The organism is Xanthomonas sp. DAR 80977, assembly GCF_041240605.1.
In the GTDB taxonomy this organism is placed as follows: Bacteria; Pseudomonadota; Gammaproteobacteria; order Xanthomonadales; family Xanthomonadaceae; genus Xanthomonas_A; species Xanthomonas_A bundabergensis.
This window is the reverse complement of record NZ_CP162487.1, coordinates 2,284,898-2,299,477: the sequence shown is the minus strand read 5'-3', so window position 1 is coordinate 2,299,477 and position 14,580 is coordinate 2,284,898. Positions and strand designations below refer to the sequence as shown.

Sequence of the window (14,580 nt, the reverse complement as noted above, 5' to 3'; positions counted from 1 at the left end):
TGGATCTTCTCTCTGGGGGACGCGGTCGCGGGCGGCGCCGACGGCGCGACCCGATCGGGCATCTTAGTCAGCGGCGTGCGGCGCGGCTAGGGACAAGTCTGTGGACAACCCGTTGAGAACTGCGCACCGGCCCCGCCAGGCAACGCGATCGGCGGTTGCCACGTCCGAGTGTCGCCGCTGCGCGTCGCAGCGGCTGCGACGGCGCCAGCGGGTCGGGCGCCTTCGCGCCCGCTCAGGCCTGCAGTTCGTCGACCCAGGCGATGAACTTGTCGACGAAGCCCTGCAGGAACTTGCGCGTGTCCTCGTTGCCGATGCTGCCGTCGGCCGCGATCAGCCCCTCCTTGAACTGCACGAACACCTCCGGCTGGCCCAGCACCGGCATGTCCAGGTAGGCCAGCACGTTGCGCAGGTGCTGCTGCGCCAGCGCGGTGCCCAGCGTGCCGGGCGACACCCCGCACACCGCCGCCGGCTTGCCGGCGAAGGCGCTGTCGCCGTAGGGCCGCGAGCCCAGGTCGATCGCGTTCTTGAGCACGCCGGGGATCGAGCGGTTGTACTCGGGGGTGACGAACAGCACCGCGTCGGCGTCGCTGACCTGCGCCTTCAGCCGCTTGCCCTGCTCCGGGTAGTCGTGGTCCTGGTCCTGGTCGTACAGCGGCAGGTCGCCGATCTCCACGTACTCGAAGCGGGCGCGGTCGCCGACCAGTTTCTCCAGCGCCAGCGCCAGGCGCCGGTTGAACGACTCCTTGCGCAGGCTGCCGACGAAGACGGCGATGCGGTACTGGCTCATGGGCTACTCCTGTCCGATGTGGAGGTCGCAGCCTAGCCGCCGGCGCGGCGCGGTCAGGTGAACATGGCCGGCGCGCGCGCCGCCGGGCCGCTCAGCGCTGCGCCTGCCAGTCCGCGCGCGACTGCCCCCACACCTCCACCTCGTGCGCCTGCAGCGGCTCTGGCAGGCGATCCTGGCGCAGGTAGCGCGAGCCCAGCTTGGCCGCCACCGCCTTGGAATTGGCGTTGTCGGCGGCGATGGTATGGATCACCTCGGTCCAGCCCAGCTGCGCGAACGCCCACTCCATCGCCGCGCGCGCCGCCTCCGGCGCATAGCCCTGGCCCCAGTGCGGACGCGCGATCGCCCAGCCCACCTCCGTCCCCGGCCAGCCATGCGGCTGCCACGGCCCGACCCGGCCGATCCATTGCCCGCTGCGCTTCTCGATCACCGAGAACATCGAAAACCCTTGCAACTGCCAGCTGCCGACCAGCGCCGCCAGGCTGCGCCAGGCCACCGGCGGCGATTGCACGCCGCCCAGATGGCGCATCGCCTCGGCATCGGCGGTGAAGCGGGTGAAGTCCTCGAAATCCGCCGCGCTCGGCGGGCGCAGCAGCAGACGCTCGGTTTCCAGTCGCAGATCGAAAATGCTCATGCCCTCGCCTCCTCGTGACTGCCGGTCGCGCCGCCACCACCGCAGCGGCGATCCGGTTCAGAACGCATTGATGCCGGTCAGCTCGCGGCCGACCACCAGTTGGTGCACGGTCTCGGTGCCCTCGTAGGTGATCACCGATTCCAGGTTCAAGGCATGGCGGATGGCGCCGTACTCGGTGGTGATGCCGGCGGCGCCGAGCAGGTCGCGGCATTCGCGGGCGATGTCCAGCGCCATGCGCACGTTGTTCCACTTCGCCAGCGACACCTGCGCCGGCTGCAGCGCGCCGGCATCCTTGAGCCGGCCCAGCTGCAGCGCCAGCAACTGTGCGGTGGCGATGCGCCGGGCCATGTCGGCCAGCTTGATCTGCGCGCTCTGCGTGGCCGCCAGCGGGCGCCCGAACAGGGTGCGTTCGCCGGCATAGGCGATCGCCTCGCGCAGGCAGGCGATCGCCGCGCCGATCGCGCCCCAGCTGATGCCGTAGCGGGCCTGGGTCAGGCAGCCCAGCGGGCCCTTCAGCCCGCGCACGCCGGGCAGCCGCTGCGTGTCCGCCAGGCGCACCTCGTCCAGGAACAGCGCCGAGGTCACCGAGGCGCGCAGGCTCATCTTGTGCGCGATGTCCTGGGTCGTGAAGCCGGGCGTGCCGGCCTCGACCAGGAAGCCCTGCACGCCGTCCTCGGTCTGCGCCCACACGACCGCCACGTCGGCCAGGCTGCCGTTGGTGATCCACATCTTGCTGCCGCTCAGGCGCCAACCGTCGCCGTCGCGCACCGCGCGGGTCTGCATCGCCGCCGGATCGGAACCGCCCTGCGCCTCGGTCAGGCCGAAGCAGCCGATCGCGCTGCCGGCGGCCATCGCCGGCAGCCAGCGCTGCCGCTGCGCCTGGCTGCCGTAAGCGTGGATCGGATACATGCACAGCGAGGACTGCACGCTGACGAAGCTGCGCAGGCCGCTGTCGCCGCGCTCCAGTTCCTGGCAGATCAGGCCGTAGCAGACCGCATTGAGTCCGGCGCCGCCCTCGGCCGGCGGCAGCGTCGCGCCGAGCAGGCCCAGCTGCGCCAGCTCCGGCACCAGTTCGGCGGGAAACCGCGCCTGGTCGAACGCCGCGCCGATGATCGGCAGCACCCTGGCGTCGACGAAACGCGCCACCGCCTGCTGGATCGCGCGCTCCTCCTCGCTCAGCAGCGCGACCACGTTGAACAGATCGTCGCAGGGCAACGGCATGGCGAGACTCGGCAGGCGAAAGCCGCATTGTATCGGCGTGCTCGCGCCCGGCAAAAAGAAAAGGCCGGCACCAGGCCGGCCTTTCTCCCGAGACTGTTGCGCGACTCAGCGCTGGCTGATCACGTCGCCGGCCGAGGCGGTCTGCGTGACCAGGCGTCCGTCCAGCACCGGCAGGCGGTCGCTGCTGGGCTTGTCGTCCATGCGCACGGTCTTTTCCTGGCCGTCGTAGCGGTAGGTGACCTCGTAGCCCTTGACCACGTCGTCCTTGCCCAGCGCGATGCGGCTACCGGGCTTGCTGTCGGTGCGCATGGTGCCGGTGCTGCCGTCGTCGTTGCGGTAGGTCACGTTGTAGCCGGTGATGCGCGAGGACTCGGCGGTGCTGTTCTCGGTATGGCACTGGCGCTCGGTGCGGTCGACCACGCGGCCGCCGACATGGTTGCGGTCGACCCGGTTGCCGATGAAGCCGCCGGCCACCGCGCCAGCGGCGGTGGCGGCCTTGCGCCCGTTGCCGTTGCCGATCTGGTTGCCGAGCAGGCCACCGACCACCGCACCGACCACGGTGCCGCCGACGTTGCCGTCGCGCTCGGGCAGGCGCTCCTGCACCACCACGTCGTTGCAGACCTCGCGCGGGGTGGTGGTGGTGGAGGTTTCGCGCAGCGGCTCGGTGCCGATCACCTCGGCGTAGCGCTGCTCCTTCTGCGTGATCGGATCGACCCGGACCACGTCGGCGTATTCCAGCTTGCCGCCGCCGTCGTTGCCGGCGACCGCCTCGCCGGTGCTGGCGTCCGCAGCCGGGCGCACGTCGCCGCTGCCGGCGAATTCCTGCTTGTCGCGGTTGTTCATGAAGGCCGCGGTGGCCACGCCGCCGACCAGCAATGCGCCAGCCGCGACCAGAATGGTTGTCGTATTGCTCTTCATCGTTGCTCTCCTGCGGTCTGGCCGCGTTGTCTACGATGCTGTGATTACCATGCCGAAGCTGAACCGATCCGCTCCCTATTCAGCAAAAATCCGCGGCGCGGTCTGGTGCGGCGGCCGGGAAGCCGCCATATCAAGCGTGTTAGCGTTTTCATCATCTTGTCGGAGGACCGTCCATGCCCAACCCGATCGTGCTGCCGTTGCTGCGCTGGGCCGGCAAATTGCGCTACCCCACGCTGTTCAAACTGACCGCCGGGCTGTTCGTGCTGAGCGTGCTGCTGCCCGACCCGCTGCCCTTCATCGACGAGATCGTGTTCGGCCTGGGCACCTTGCTGCTGGCCAACTGGAAGACGCGCACGCCCGCGCCGGCCGAGCCGGAGACGATCGCGTCCAGCGCGCGGCGCGTGCGCCGCTGACGGCCGATGCGCCTGATCGACAGCCACTGCCACCTCGACGCCGCCGAGTTCGACTCCGATCGCGCCGAGGTGGTCGCCCGCGCGCAGGCCGCCGGCGTCGCTGCGCAGATCGTGCCGGCGGTGACGGCCGCGGCTTGGCCCAAGCTGCGTGAGGTCTGCGCCGCGGGCAACGGCCTGTATCCGGCCTATGGCCTGCATCCGCTGTTCCTGGACCAGCACCGGCCCGCGCATCTGCCGCTGCTCGGCGAGTGGATCGCGCGCGAGCGCCCCTGCGCGATCGGCGAATGCGGCCTGGACTTCTTCGTCGAAGGGCTGGACGCAGCCGAGCAGCAACGGTATTTCGCCGGCCAACTGCAGCTGGCGCGCGAGTTCGACCTGCCGGTGATCGTGCACGCGCGGCGCGCGGTGGACGCGGTGATCCTGGCGATCCGCAAGGTCGGGCGCCTGCGCGGCGTGGTGCACAGCTTCGCCGGCAGCGCGGAGCAGGCGCAGCAGTTGCACAAGCTGGATTTCCTGATCGGCCTCGGCGGCCCGGTCACCTACGAACGCGCGCAGCGGCTGCGGCGCCTGGCGGCCGAACTGCCGCTGCAGCAGTTGCTGCTGGAAACCGACGCGCCGGACCAGCCCGACGCCGCCATCCGCGGCGAGCGCAACGAGCCGGCGCGGCTGCGCACGGTGCTGGATACCATCGCGGCGCTGCGCGGCCAGCCCGCCGACGAGATCGCCGAACAGACCACGCGCAATGCGCAGCGCCTGTTCGGCCTGGATGCGATCGCCGCCTGAGGCGGCGCGCTATCGAGCGAGGAGTGACGCGTGAAGGACCTGGCAGACGCCAACCCGGAACTGGCAAAGGACATCATGGGCATCATGGAGTCCGGCAACCGACTCGACGCGCGCGGCGACAAGGACGCCGCCCGATCCGCATACCACAAGGCCTGGGGCTTGCTACCCGAGCCGAAGCTGGAAGGGCCGCTGTTGTCGGCGTGGATCACCGGCTCTTTCTACAACCTGCATTTCGACGGCGGCGACTTCGCCGTCGCCAAACACTGGGCGCAGAAGTCGCTACAAGCTCGCGAATCGGATATCGATACCGGCCCCTTGATCGACCTGGGAATGGCGCGCTTCGAGCTGGAAGAACACTCCGAGGCCTATCGCTGTTTCGACCAAGCCCATCGCCTCGGCAAGGCAAGAGCCTTCCAGGGACGGCCAAGGAAGTACCTTGCGTTCTATCTGGAAAAGAAACCATGACGGAGGCCGGCAGGCCGGCAGGAGCGAACCGGTTGTCAGGCCCATGGGGCGGACAACCACTTCCGCTCGCTACTCCGCTTCCAGCGCCGCGGCCGTCGCCGTCGCCGGCTGCTCCCGCTTCGGTTTCAACAGCATCTCCAAGGCCTTGCCGGCCGCCGCGAAGGCGAATGCGCCGGTGATATGCGTGGCCGCGCCCAGCCCGGCGCCGCAGTCCAGGTTCAGCGCCGCGTCCGGACCCAGCTGCGGGCGCAGCCCGCAGACGCTGCCGTCGGCCTGCGGGTAGCGCACGTTCTCCAGCGAGTACACCGCCGGCACGCCGAAGTAGCGCTGCGGGTTCTTGGGGAAATTGAACTCGCTGCGCAGCTTCTTGCGAATCAGCGCCAGCATCGCGTCGTGCTCGGTGCGCGACACGTCGCGGATGCGCACCAGGGTCGGGTCGGTGCGTCCGCCGGCCGAACCCACGGTCAGCAGCGGCAGCTTGCGCCGGCGGCACCAGGCGATGGTCTCGACCTTGACCCGGAAGCTGTCGCAGGCGTCGATGACCAGGTCGAAGCCGCCGCCGAGCAGCTCGGCGATGTTGGACGGGGTCAGGAAGGCTTCGACCGCGCTGGCCTCGATCGCCGGGTTGATCGCCACGCAGCGCTCGGCCATGGCCCGCGCCTTGTTGCGCCCGTACTGGCCTTCCAGCGCCGGCAGCTGGCGGTTGGTGTTGGACACGCAGATGTCGTCGGCGTCGATCAGGGTCAGGTGCCCGACCGCCGAACGCGCCAGCGCCTCCACCACCCACGAGCCGACCCCGCCCATGCCCACCACCGCCACGCGGCATTGCGCCAGGCGCTCGATGGTCCCGCGCCCGTACAGCCGGTCGATGCCGGCGAAGCGCTCACGCAGTTGTTCGTTCATGCGCCCAGTTTATTTCATCGGCGCCGCGGAGCGGCGGCGCCACACCATGGCGGCGGCCGGCGTACTATCGCGCTTTCCTCCTGCACGCCCGCCGCATGGCCAGCCCGCCCGCTCCCGCCTCCCGCTCCTCGCGCTACCTGTTCGTGCTGCTCGCCGGCGTGCTGATCGGCCTGGTCGCCACGGTGATGGCGATGCGCGCGCTGCAGGCGCGGCAGGACCCGTTCCCGCGCGCGCTGATGCAGGTGATGGACAAGCAACTGGCGCTGCTGCAGCGCAACCATGCGCAGAACCGCTGCAGCGCCGCCGAGCTGCAGGCGCGGGTGCGCACGCTGCGCCTGCTCGGCAACGACCTGGACAGCGCATTCCCCGGACTCAGCGACGACAGCCGCTTCCAGCAGCACGCCGGCGCGCTGCGGGCCACGCTGGAGGCGGCGCAGGCCGCGGTCCCCGCCAGCTGCGCCGCGCTCGACCAGCTCACCCATCGCATCGACGACGGCTGCGACGCCTGCCACCGCGACTTCCGCTGACCGGCCACCGAGCTTTTCGATGAATTGCCACTGACGCTGCAGCGCATCAGCGACGCGTGGCGGTGGCGATTGGCGTTGCATTCACACGCCGGCGGACAGGATGCGTGCAAACGCGGGTCTGCCGCCGTCCACCGTCTGTCGAGGAGAGCACACATGAAGATCCATCTACTGGCCACTGGCGCCGTCGCCGTTCTGGCATTGGCCGGCTGCGCCACGTCCCCCGGCTACGGCGGTGGCGGCGGCTACAGCCAGCCGTCGCGCGGCTACGCGGACACCCGCTGCGCGGACTGCGGCATCGTCACCCGCATCGACACGGTGGCCTCCGGACGCACCGCGCCCACCGGCACCGGCGCGGTGCTGGGCGGCATCGTCGGCGCGATCGCCGGCCATGAGATCTCCGACCACACCGGCGGCAGCAAGGGCAACCAGAACGTGTCGGCCGTGGCCGGCGCCGCCGCGGGCGCCTTGGCCGGCAACCAGATCCAGAACAACGTCACCAGCGACAGCTACGACGTGCATGTGCAGATGGACGATGGCCGGGTGATCGTGGTCAACCAGCGCGACCTGGCCGGGATCCGCGAGAACACCTACGTGCGCGTGGTCAACGGCCGCGTGGTGGCGCGCTAGGCGCTCGCCCCCTGCACCGTCCGCCGCAACGCAAAAAGGCCCGCAGTGCGGGCCTTTTTGCTGCGCGGTCGGCGCTCCGCGACCGCGCCGGGTTCAGACCGGCTGCACCGCGTCGGCCTGCAGGCCCTTCTGGCCCTGGACCACGGTGAAGCTGACCTTCTGCCCTTCCTTCAGGCTCTTGAAGCCTTGGGTCTGGATGGCGCGGAAGTGCACGAACACGTCCTCGCCGTTCTCGCGGCTGATGAAACCGAAGCCCTTGGCGTCGTTGAACCACTTCACGGTGCCGTTTTCGCGATTGCCGTCAGTCATGGACTTACTCCTTGAAACAGTCTCAGGGGTGGGTACGCCGGGGGTTCGGCGGCTGGTTGCAAGGAGGAAGCGAGGTATAACGCTGTAGCGGATCGTTTGGATCTACCGCATCGGGCCACGATTCACGGTGACCTTTGCAAACGCAGCGGCTGAAACTTACCGCGGCGAAAATGAAAATGCAATCAGCAAAAACACCCCATCTGTCAACCCCCAAATCGCCCCGGAGCACGCCGCGTGGATCCTACGTTCATCTACTACATGGCCGCCGGGCTGCTGGTGGTGCTGGGGCTGGCCGGGGTGGTGCTGCCGGCCCTGCCGGGCATGCCGCTGCTGTTCGCCGGCCTGCTGCTGGCGGCCTGGGCCGACGGTTTCCAGCGCGTCGGCTGGGTGATGCTGACGGTGCTGGGCGTGCTCACCCTGCTGTCGTTCCTGGTCGACTTCCTGGCCACCGTGTTCGGCGCCAAGCGCGTGGGCGCCAGCCGCAAGGCATTGTGGGGGTCGGTGCTGGGCAGCGTGGCGGGGCTGTTCTTCATGCCGATCGGCCTGTTCGTCGGCCCCTTCGTCGGCGCGCTGGCCGGCGAGTACTGGCATGGCCGGCAGCTGCAGCAGGCGACCAAGGTCGGCCTCGGCACCTGGCTGGGCATCGTCCTGGGCACCGCCGCCAAGCTGGCCCTGGCGATGGCGATGCTCGGCCTGTTCGCGGCGGCCTGGCTGTTCTGACCCGGCGCCGTTTGCGGCGCGAGATGAACGTGTGATGACCCCGTTGCGCTGGCTCCTGTATTTTCGCAGCCGGCTATTCACCTCGGCAGCGCACCACCCGCCCGCGCCGCCTGTTTCCGAGAGAACCTGCATGATCCATCGCCCGGCCCGTCCCCTGTTGCTGCTGTCCTTCGCGGCGATGCCGCTGGCCCACGCCCAGGAAGTGATGCCCACTCCCGCCTCGCCCGAAGCCTGCGTCGCCATTACCAGCGACGCCGCGCGCCTGTCCTGCTACGACCAGGCGCTGTCGCGCCGGGTGTCCGACCCGCAGGCCGCCGATGCGGCGGCGAAGACGGCCAGCGAAAACCAGAAGCGGCAGCTGGATGCGTCGATCCCGCAGGACGCCGGCCTGGCCGAGCGCACCCGCCAGCGCACCGCCTCGCTGTTCAAGGACGACCGCTACGACGCCACCATCGCCAACGCCGGCAAGGGTTCGCTGCTGGACAGCCGCTGGGAGCTGGCCAAGGATTCCAAGCTGGGCAATTTCCAGCTGCGCGCCTACAAGCCGGTGTACCTGCTGCCGGCGTTCTGGACCAGCAAGAAGAACGAGACCCCGTCCTCGCCGAACCCGAACAACACGGTGACCACCGCCGAGCCGCTGGACAGCATCGAAGCCAAGTTCCAGCTCAGCTTCAAGACCAAGATCGTGGAGAACATCTTCGGCGACAACGGCGACCTGTGGGGCGCCTATACCCAGAGTTCGCGCTGGCAGGTCTACAACAGCGAGCAGTCGCGGCCGTTCCGCGAGACCAACTACGAACCCGAGCTGGCGCTGGTGTTCCGCAACAACTACAGCCTGTTCGGCTGGAAGGGGCGGATGACCGGGATCCAGCTCAACCACCAGTCCAACGGCCGCAGCGATCCGTTCTCGCGCAGCTGGAACCGGGCGATCCTCAACATCGGCCTGGACCGCGAGAACTGGGCGCTGGTGCTGCGCCCGTGGTACCGGATCCCGGAAAGCGACCGCCAGGACAACAACCCGGACATCGAGGACTACATGGGCCGCGGCGATGCGACCCTGACCTACAACCGCGGCGGCCACGAGATCTCGCTGATGGCGCGGCATTCGCTGCGCAGCGGCGACCGCTCGCACGGCGCGGTGCAGCTGGACTGGGGCTTCCCGATCAGCAACCTGCTGCGTGGCCACGTGCAGGTGTTCGACGGCTACGGCGAGAGCATGATCGACTACAACCACCGCGCCACCTACGTGGGCCTGGGCGTGTCGCTGCTGGAGTGGTACTGAGGCCCGACAGGCCTCAGCCGGGAAACGCGCGGTGGCCATCGACGGCCGCCGCGCGGTACCGGCGCCGCCGCGCTCAGGTCCAGTCGGTCAGGCCTTCGCGGCGGTAGGTTTCCTGGAACGCGGGACGCGCCTTCATGCGCTGCGCGAGCGCGTGCAATGACGGCCAGGTGTCGGTGGGCCGCGGCATGTTGCGCGACCAGCGCATCAGCATGACCAGCACGTAATCGGCGGCGCTGCAGTGCTCGCCCAGCAGGTACGGCCCCTGCGCGTCCAGGTGCGCGGCGACCTCGTCCCAGGCCTTTTCCAGGAACGCGCGGGCGTTGGCGCGCACGCGCTCGGCGTTGTCGGCGCCGGCCGCTTCGTCGGCATAGAACCAGTCGCGGTAGGCCGGCATCAGGGTGTAGGCGCCGAACAGCATCCAGCGGTAATAGGCCGCGCGCTCCGGCGTGGCCGGCGGCGGCGCCAGGCCGGCGTGCGGGTACATATCGGCCAGGTGCATGGCGATGGCGATCGATTCGGTCAGCACCTGTCCGTCGAGGACCAGCGTCGGCACCCGCCCCTGGGGGTTGAGCGCCAGGTATTCGGGGCGCTTCTGCTCCTGGCGCGCGAAGTCGAGCATGTGCAGTTCGAAATCGACCTGCAGTTCGATCAGCAGCCAGTGCACGACGAACGACGCGGTACTGGGCGAGCCGTACAGAACGATGGACACGACGATTTCCCCGGAAGCGAAGCCAGCGCCGATTATTGCCGCGGCGCCGGCGCAAGGCCAGCGCGCGGATGCCGACGCCCGCGGCGCGGGCGGTCAGGCCGGCTCGACCACCACCGGGATCTTGCCGATGCGCGCCTGCCATTCGCGCGGGCCGGTCTTGTGCACCGACTCGCCGCTGGCATCCACCGCCACGGTGACCGGCATGTCCTTGACCTCGAATTCGTAGATCGCCTCCATGCCCAGGTCCTCGAATGCCAGTACGCGCGCGGCCTTGATCGCCTTGGACACCAGGTAGGCCGAACCGCCGACCGCCATCAGGTACACCGCCTTGTTGTCGCGGATCGCGTCGATCGCCGCGTCGCCGCGCTCGGACTTGCCGACCATGCCGAGCAGGCCGGTCTGCTCCAGCATCTGCCGGGTGAACTTGTCCATGCGCGTGGCGGTGGTCGGGCCGGCCGGGCCGACCACCTCGTCGTGCACCGGATCGACCGGGCCGACGTAGTAGATGAAGCGGTTGGTGAAGTCCACCGGCAGCGTCTCGCCGCGGTTGAGCATGTCGATCATGCGCTTGTGCGCGGCATCGCGGCCGGTCAGCAGCTTGCCGTTGAGCAGGACCACCTCGCCCGGCTTGAAACTGGCGACCTCTTCCTTGGTGATGCTGTCCAGGTTCACCCGGCGCGCGTTGCTCGGGTTGTAGGTGAGCTTGGGCCAGTCCTCCAGCGAGGGCGGGTCCAGCATCACCGGGCCGCTGCCGTCCAGGGTGAAGTGCGCGTGGCGGGTGGCGGCGCAGTTGGGGATCAGCGCCACCGGCAGGTTGGCGGCGTGGGTCGGATAGTCCTTCACCTTGATGTCCAGCACCGTGGTCAGGCCGCCCAGGCCCTGCGCGCCGATGCCCAGCGCGTTGACCTTCTCGTACAGCTCCAGGCGCAGTTCCTCGGCCCGGTTGGACGCGCCGCGCGCCTGCAGGTCGACGATGTCGATCGGCTCCATCAGCGCTTCCTTGGCCAGCAGCATGGCCTTCTCGGCGGTGCCGCCGATGCCGATGCCGAGCATGCCCGGCGGGCACCAGCCGGCGCCCATGGTCGGCACCGTCTTGAGCACCCAGTCGACGATGGAATCGGACGGGTTGAGCATGGCGAACTTGCTCTTGGCCTCCGAACCGCCGCCCTTGGCCGCGACGATCACCTCGACGTGCTCGCCCGGCACGATCTTGGTGTTGACCACCGCCGGGGTGTTGTCCTTGGTGTTGGCGCGCTTGCCGGCCGGATCGGCCAGCACGCTGGCGCGCAGCTTGTTGTCCGGATGGTTGTAGGCGCGGCGCACGCCCTCGTTGACCATGTCCTCCACGCCCATCGTGGCGTCGTCCCAGCGCACGTTCATGCCGATCTCGAGGAACACGGTGACGATGCCGGTGTCCTGGCAGATCGGGCGGTGGCCTTCGGCGCACATGCGCGAGTTGATCAGGATCTGCGCGATCGCGTCCTTGGCGGCCGGCGACTGTTCGCGCTCGTAGGCGGCCGACAGGTTCTTGATGTAGTCGACCGGATGGTAGTAGCTGATGTACTGCAGCGCATCGGCGACGGACTGGATGAGGTCTTCCTGCTTGATCGAGGTCACGGCTGGCTCTACGGCTGGCGGGGGGAAACCCGGTCATTTTAGGGCAAAGTGGCCGTCCCGCCCGCTGTCACGCCGGCACGCGCTGTTCCGTCCTGGTCGCCATGAGCCCCGATCCGACCTTCGAATCGCAACGTCCCAGGCTGTTCGGCCTGGCCTACCGCCTGCTCGGCAGCCGCAGCGACGCCGAGGACGTGCTGCAGGAGGCCTGGCTGCGCTGGCAGTCCGGCGACCGCGCCGCGATCCGCGATCCGGAGGCGTGGCTGGTGACCGTCACCACCCGGCTCGGGCTGGACCGGCTGCGCGCGGCGCGCGGCGCCCGCGTCCACTACACCGGCCCGTGGCTGCCCGAGCCGCTGGAGATCGCCGAGGAGGCCGACCCGGCCGAGCGCCATGCGCGCGCCGAGCAGGTGTCGGTGGCGTTCCTGGCGCTGCTGGAACGGCTGGGCCCGGACGAGCGCGCCGCGTTCCTGCTGAAGGAGGCCTTCGACTACGACTACGCGCAGATCGGCCAGTTGCTCGGGCATGCCGAAGCCAACTGCCGGCAGCTGGTGCATCGCGCGCGCGAACGGCTCAAGGCCGGCCGGCCGCGCTTCGCGGTGGCCCCGGAACGCCACCGGCAACTGCTCGAGCGCTTCATGCACGCCTCGCAGCAGGGCGACCGCGACGCGATCGTGGCCCTGCTCGACGCCAATGCGCGGATGCGCTCCGACGGTGGCGGCAAGGTCACCGCCACGGTGCGGCCACTGTTGGGCGCCGAGCGCATCGCCATGCTGTACTGGGCGGTGGCGCGGCGCGGCCTGGGCCTGCAGTCGCGGATCGGCACGGTCAACGGCGAACCGGCGATCCTGCGCTTCATCGGCACCCACCTGCATTCGGCGGTGCTGGTGGTGATCGACGGCGAACGCATCGTCGAAGTGCTGACGCTGATGAATCCGGACAAGCTGCCGGCACTGACCGCACGGGGCTAGCTCGCGGCGCGGCCATGCCCACCCGGTGCGTCGCTGGCGGGACGCATGGCCTGCCCGCGCGGCAGCCCTGGCCAGCGACGGCGCAGTGTCACGGCCCCGCGCCGTCGCGCGTCCTTGGTGCGAAGACGGCCAGGGCGGCCGTCATGGAGCAAGACACATGCACTTCCATCGCATCGACTACACCCGCCACGAACCGGAGGCCTTCCGCGCCCTGCTGGGCGCCAGCCAGCAGGTGCACGAAGGCGTGCTCGGCCATGACCTGGCCGAACTGGTGTGCCTGCGCGTCTCCCAGCTCAACGGCTGCAGCTACTGCATCGACATGCATGCCACGGCCCTGCGCAAGGCTGGCCTGGAACCGCGCAAGCTGGACACCGTCGCCGGCTGGCGCGAGAGCCGCTTCTTCGACGCGCGCGAACGCGCCGCGCTGGCCTGGGCCGAGGCGCTGACCACGCTGCCCGCCGGCGCGCCGGCGGACGCCTGCTACGCGGCGCTGACCGCGCATTTCGACGCGCCGGGCATCAGCGCGCTGACCATGGCCATCGCGCTGATCAATGCCTGGAACCGGCTCGGCGTGGGCCTGCAACCGGAACTGCCGTAAGCGCAGCGGCGTACCGGCGCATGCCGGTACGCCGCTCCATCCCGAATCCCGAATCCCCAATCCCGGCTCCCAGCAGACATGTGTCCGCAACACGACACCGCTAGCGTTTGCGCATCACCAGCACGGAGCGAGGCGGGCATGATCGAGAAAATCCTGGCGGGCGGCGCGATCGAGGACGCCGCGGACCTGGCGCTCGCCGAGCCGGCGGCCCAGGCCGCCGCCGCCGCGCATGGCGGCCACCGCCTGCTGATGTGCGCGCCGCAGCACTTCGCGGTGGACTACGTGATCAACCCCTGGATGGAAGGCAACGTCCACGCCGCCAGCCGCGAGCGTGCGCAGGCGCAATGGGACGCGCTGGTCGCCGCGGCCGCGGCCGCCGGTGCCGAGATCGAGCGGATCGCGCCGGCCGCTGGCCTGCCGGACATGGTGTTCAGCGCCAACGCCGGCCTGGTGCTCGGCGACAGCTTCGTGCCCAGCCGCTTCCGCCATGCCGAACGGCGCGGCGAGGAAGCGTTGTTCGCCGACTGGTGCCGCCGCGCCGGCTTCCGCATCCGCGCGCTGCCCGAGGACCTGCGCTTCGAGGGCGCCGGCGACGCGCTGCTGGACCGCGGCGCGCGCCGGCTGTGGATGGGCCACGGCCACCGCAGCGACCTGGCCGCCGCGCACGAACTGGCCGACCTGCTCGACATCGAGGTGATGCCGCTGCGCCTGGTCGACCCGCGCTTCTATCACCTGGACACCTGCTTCTGCCCGCTGCGCGACGGCTACCTGCTGTACTACCCAGGCGCGTTCGACGACTACGCCCAGGAAGCCATCGCCCGCCGCATCCCGCCGGCGCAGCGCATCGCGGTCGGCGAGGCCGACGCCCTCGCCTTCGCCTGCAATGCGGTGGACCTGGACCAGCGCCTGCTGCTCAATCGCGCCAGCCCGGACCTGTGCGCGGCCCTGGCCGGAATCGGCTACCGCGTGGTGCAGACCCCGCTGGACGAATTCCTGAAGGCCGGCGGCGCGGCCAAGTGCCTGACCCTGCGCCTGGACGAGTGACGTTCCGCAGCGATCGACGGCCTGCCAGCGCATGGCCGCATGCGCGATACCCGCAGCG

18 protein-coding genes are annotated in these 14,580 nt (G+C 69.8%); 10 read left to right on the top strand and 8 right to left on the bottom strand.

Features of this window, described 5'->3' with window-relative positions; genetic code table 11:
- Positions 1–232 precede the first annotated feature (232 nt).
- From AB3X10_RS09800 to AB3X10_RS09785, 4 genes are all read right to left on the bottom strand, one after another.
- Positions 233–787, bottom strand: coding sequence for an NADPH-dependent FMN reductase (locus AB3X10_RS09800; protein WP_369981131.1), 555 nt, complete (start codon positions 785–787; stop codon positions 233–235).
- 91 nt (positions 788–878) lie between these two features.
- Positions 879–1,418, bottom strand: a complete 540-nt coding sequence (locus AB3X10_RS09795) for a GNAT family N-acetyltransferase (RefSeq protein ID WP_369981130.1) — start codon at positions 1,416–1,418, stop codon at positions 879–881.
- 57 nt (positions 1,419–1,475) lie between these two features.
- Complete coding sequence (locus AB3X10_RS09790) at positions 1,476–2,639, bottom strand: acyl-CoA dehydrogenase family protein (protein WP_369981129.1); 1,164 nt, start codon at positions 2,637–2,639, stop codon at positions 1,476–1,478.
- A gap of 105 nt (positions 2,640–2,744) precedes the next feature.
- Positions 2,745–3,557, bottom strand: coding sequence for a glycine zipper 2TM domain-containing protein (locus tag AB3X10_RS09785; protein ID WP_369981128.1), 813 nt, complete (start codon positions 3,555–3,557; stop codon positions 2,745–2,747).
- Between the two features lie 173 nt (positions 3,558–3,730).
- Here AB3X10_RS09785 and AB3X10_RS09780 point away from each other — a divergent pair, with 173 nt between their 5' ends.
- Genes AB3X10_RS09780 through AB3X10_RS09770 form a run of 3 tightly spaced genes read left to right on the top strand, consistent with a single transcriptional unit; the run spans position 3,731 to position 5,218 of the window.
- Positions 3,731–3,970 carry a DUF6116 family protein gene (locus tag AB3X10_RS09780; protein WP_369981126.1) on the top strand — a complete coding sequence of 80 codons (240 nt, stop codon included), beginning with the start codon at positions 3,731–3,733 and terminating at the stop codon, positions 3,968–3,970.
- 6 nt (positions 3,971–3,976) lie between these two features.
- Positions 3,977–4,753, top strand: a complete 777-nt coding sequence (locus AB3X10_RS09775) for a TatD family hydrolase (RefSeq protein WP_369981124.1) — start codon at positions 3,977–3,979, stop codon at positions 4,751–4,753.
- Between the two features lie 30 nt (positions 4,754–4,783).
- The gene (locus AB3X10_RS09770) at positions 4,784–5,218 is read left to right on the top strand and encodes a hypothetical protein (RefSeq protein WP_369981122.1); all 435 of its coding nucleotides are present in this window, start codon (positions 4,784–4,786) and stop codon (positions 5,216–5,218) included.
- Positions 5,219–5,287: 69 nt separating this feature from the next.
- Here AB3X10_RS09770 and AB3X10_RS09765 read toward each other — a convergent pair whose 3' ends face one another.
- A complete protein-coding gene (locus tag AB3X10_RS09765) occupies positions 5,288–6,121 on the bottom strand; it encodes a tRNA threonylcarbamoyladenosine dehydratase (protein WP_369981120.1) in 834 nt (277 codons plus the stop codon).
- A 95-nt stretch (positions 6,122–6,216) separates the two neighbouring features.
- Here AB3X10_RS09765 and AB3X10_RS09760 point away from each other — a divergent pair, with 95 nt between their 5' ends.
- Entirely contained in the window at positions 6,217–6,648 is a 432-nt protein-coding gene (locus AB3X10_RS09760; RefSeq protein WP_369981118.1) for a hypothetical protein, read from the top strand.
- 153 nt (positions 6,649–6,801) lie between these two features.
- Entirely contained in the window at positions 6,802–7,275 is a 474-nt protein-coding gene (locus AB3X10_RS09755; RefSeq protein WP_369981117.1) for a glycine zipper 2TM domain-containing protein, read from the top strand.
- 93 nt (positions 7,276–7,368) lie between these two features.
- On the opposite strand, the gene AB3X10_RS09750 is transcribed toward AB3X10_RS09755, so the two are convergent.
- Positions 7,369–7,584: a cold-shock protein gene (locus tag AB3X10_RS09750; RefSeq protein WP_046979462.1), complete on the bottom strand. Its 216-nt coding sequence runs from the start codon at positions 7,582–7,584 to the stop codon at positions 7,369–7,371.
- Between the two features lie 258 nt (positions 7,585–7,842).
- Between AB3X10_RS09750 and AB3X10_RS09745 the strand changes: the two genes are divergently transcribed.
- The gene (locus AB3X10_RS09745) at positions 7,843–8,304 is read left to right on the top strand and encodes a DUF456 domain-containing protein (protein ID WP_369981755.1); all 462 of its coding nucleotides are present in this window, start codon (positions 7,843–7,845) and stop codon (positions 8,302–8,304) included.
- Between the two features lie 130 nt (positions 8,305–8,434).
- The gene (locus AB3X10_RS09740; RefSeq protein WP_369981116.1) at positions 8,435–9,586 is read left to right on the top strand and encodes a phospholipase A; all 1,152 of its coding nucleotides are present in this window, start codon (positions 8,435–8,437) and stop codon (positions 9,584–9,586) included.
- 73 nt (positions 9,587–9,659) lie between these two features.
- Here the strand turns inward: AB3X10_RS09740 and AB3X10_RS09735 are convergent, their stop codons facing one another.
- Both AB3X10_RS09735 and AB3X10_RS09730 read right to left on the bottom strand, forming a co-directional pair.
- The gene (locus AB3X10_RS09735) at positions 9,660–10,295 is read right to left on the bottom strand and encodes a glutathione S-transferase family protein (RefSeq protein ID WP_369981114.1); all 636 of its coding nucleotides are present in this window, start codon (positions 10,293–10,295) and stop codon (positions 9,660–9,662) included.
- Between the two features lie 93 nt (positions 10,296–10,388).
- The gene (locus tag AB3X10_RS09730; RefSeq protein ID WP_369981112.1) at positions 10,389–11,912 is read right to left on the bottom strand and encodes a fumarate hydratase; all 1,524 of its coding nucleotides are present in this window, start codon (positions 11,910–11,912) and stop codon (positions 10,389–10,391) included.
- A 101-nt stretch (positions 11,913–12,013) separates the two neighbouring features.
- Between AB3X10_RS09730 and AB3X10_RS09725 the strand changes: the two genes are divergently transcribed.
- The 3 genes from AB3X10_RS09725 (at position 12,014) to AB3X10_RS09715 (ending at position 14,522) form a co-directional block, all read left to right on the top strand.
- The gene (locus tag AB3X10_RS09725) at positions 12,014–12,880 is read left to right on the top strand and encodes an RNA polymerase sigma-70 factor (protein WP_369981110.1); all 867 of its coding nucleotides are present in this window, start codon (positions 12,014–12,016) and stop codon (positions 12,878–12,880) included.
- A 157-nt stretch (positions 12,881–13,037) separates the two neighbouring features.
- A complete protein-coding gene (locus tag AB3X10_RS09720; RefSeq protein ID WP_369981109.1) occupies positions 13,038–13,478 on the top strand; it encodes a carboxymuconolactone decarboxylase family protein in 441 nt (146 codons plus the stop codon).
- A gap of 138 nt (positions 13,479–13,616) precedes the next feature.
- Positions 13,617–14,522, top strand: a complete 906-nt coding sequence (locus AB3X10_RS09715; RefSeq protein WP_369981107.1) for a dimethylarginine dimethylaminohydrolase family protein — start codon at positions 13,617–13,619, stop codon at positions 14,520–14,522.
- Positions 14,523–14,580: the final 58 nt, after the last annotated feature.

Bases quoted from the DNA above. Each gene is read 5' to 3' on its own strand.
- AB3X10_RS09765 (WP_369981120.1), bottom strand. From the start codon at position 6,121: ATGAACGAACAACTGCGTGAGCGCTTCGCCGGCATCGACCGGCTGTAC.
- AB3X10_RS09775 (WP_369981124.1), top strand. From the start codon at position 3,977: ATGCGCCTGATCGACAGCCACTGCCACCTCGACGCCGCCGAGTTCGAC.
- AB3X10_RS09740 (WP_369981116.1), top strand. From the start codon at position 8,435: ATGATCCATCGCCCGGCCCGTCCCCTGTTGCTGCTGTCCTTCGCGGCG.
- AB3X10_RS09785 (WP_369981128.1), bottom strand. From the start codon at position 3,557: ATGAAGAGCAATACGACAACCATTCTGGTCGCGGCTGGCGCATTGCTG.
- AB3X10_RS09755 (WP_369981117.1), top strand. From the start codon at position 6,802: ATGAAGATCCATCTACTGGCCACTGGCGCCGTCGCCGTTCTGGCATTG.
- AB3X10_RS09750 (WP_046979462.1), bottom strand. From the start codon at position 7,584: ATGACTGACGGCAATCGCGAAAACGGCACCGTGAAGTGGTTCAACGAC.
- AB3X10_RS09745 (WP_369981755.1), top strand. From the start codon at position 7,843: ATGGCCGCCGGGCTGCTGGTGGTGCTGGGGCTGGCCGGGGTGGTGCTG.
- AB3X10_RS09720 (WP_369981109.1), top strand. From the start codon at position 13,038: ATGCACTTCCATCGCATCGACTACACCCGCCACGAACCGGAGGCCTTC.
- AB3X10_RS09800 (WP_369981131.1), bottom strand. From the start codon at position 787: ATGAGCCAGTACCGCATCGCCGTCTTCGTCGGCAGCCTGCGCAAGGAG.
- AB3X10_RS09795 (WP_369981130.1), bottom strand. From the start codon at position 1,418: ATGAGCATTTTCGATCTGCGACTGGAAACCGAGCGTCTGCTGCTGCGC.
- AB3X10_RS09715 (WP_369981107.1), top strand. From the start codon at position 13,617: ATGATCGAGAAAATCCTGGCGGGCGGCGCGATCGAGGACGCCGCGGAC.
- AB3X10_RS09790 (WP_369981129.1), bottom strand. From the start codon at position 2,639: ATGCCGTTGCCCTGCGACGATCTGTTCAACGTGGTCGCGCTGCTGAGC.
- AB3X10_RS09760 (WP_369981118.1), top strand. From the start codon at position 6,217: ATGGCCAGCCCGCCCGCTCCCGCCTCCCGCTCCTCGCGCTACCTGTTC.
- AB3X10_RS09780 (WP_369981126.1), top strand. From the start codon at position 3,731: ATGCCCAACCCGATCGTGCTGCCGTTGCTGCGCTGGGCCGGCAAATTG.
- AB3X10_RS09725 (WP_369981110.1), top strand. From the start codon at position 12,014: ATGAGCCCCGATCCGACCTTCGAATCGCAACGTCCCAGGCTGTTCGGC.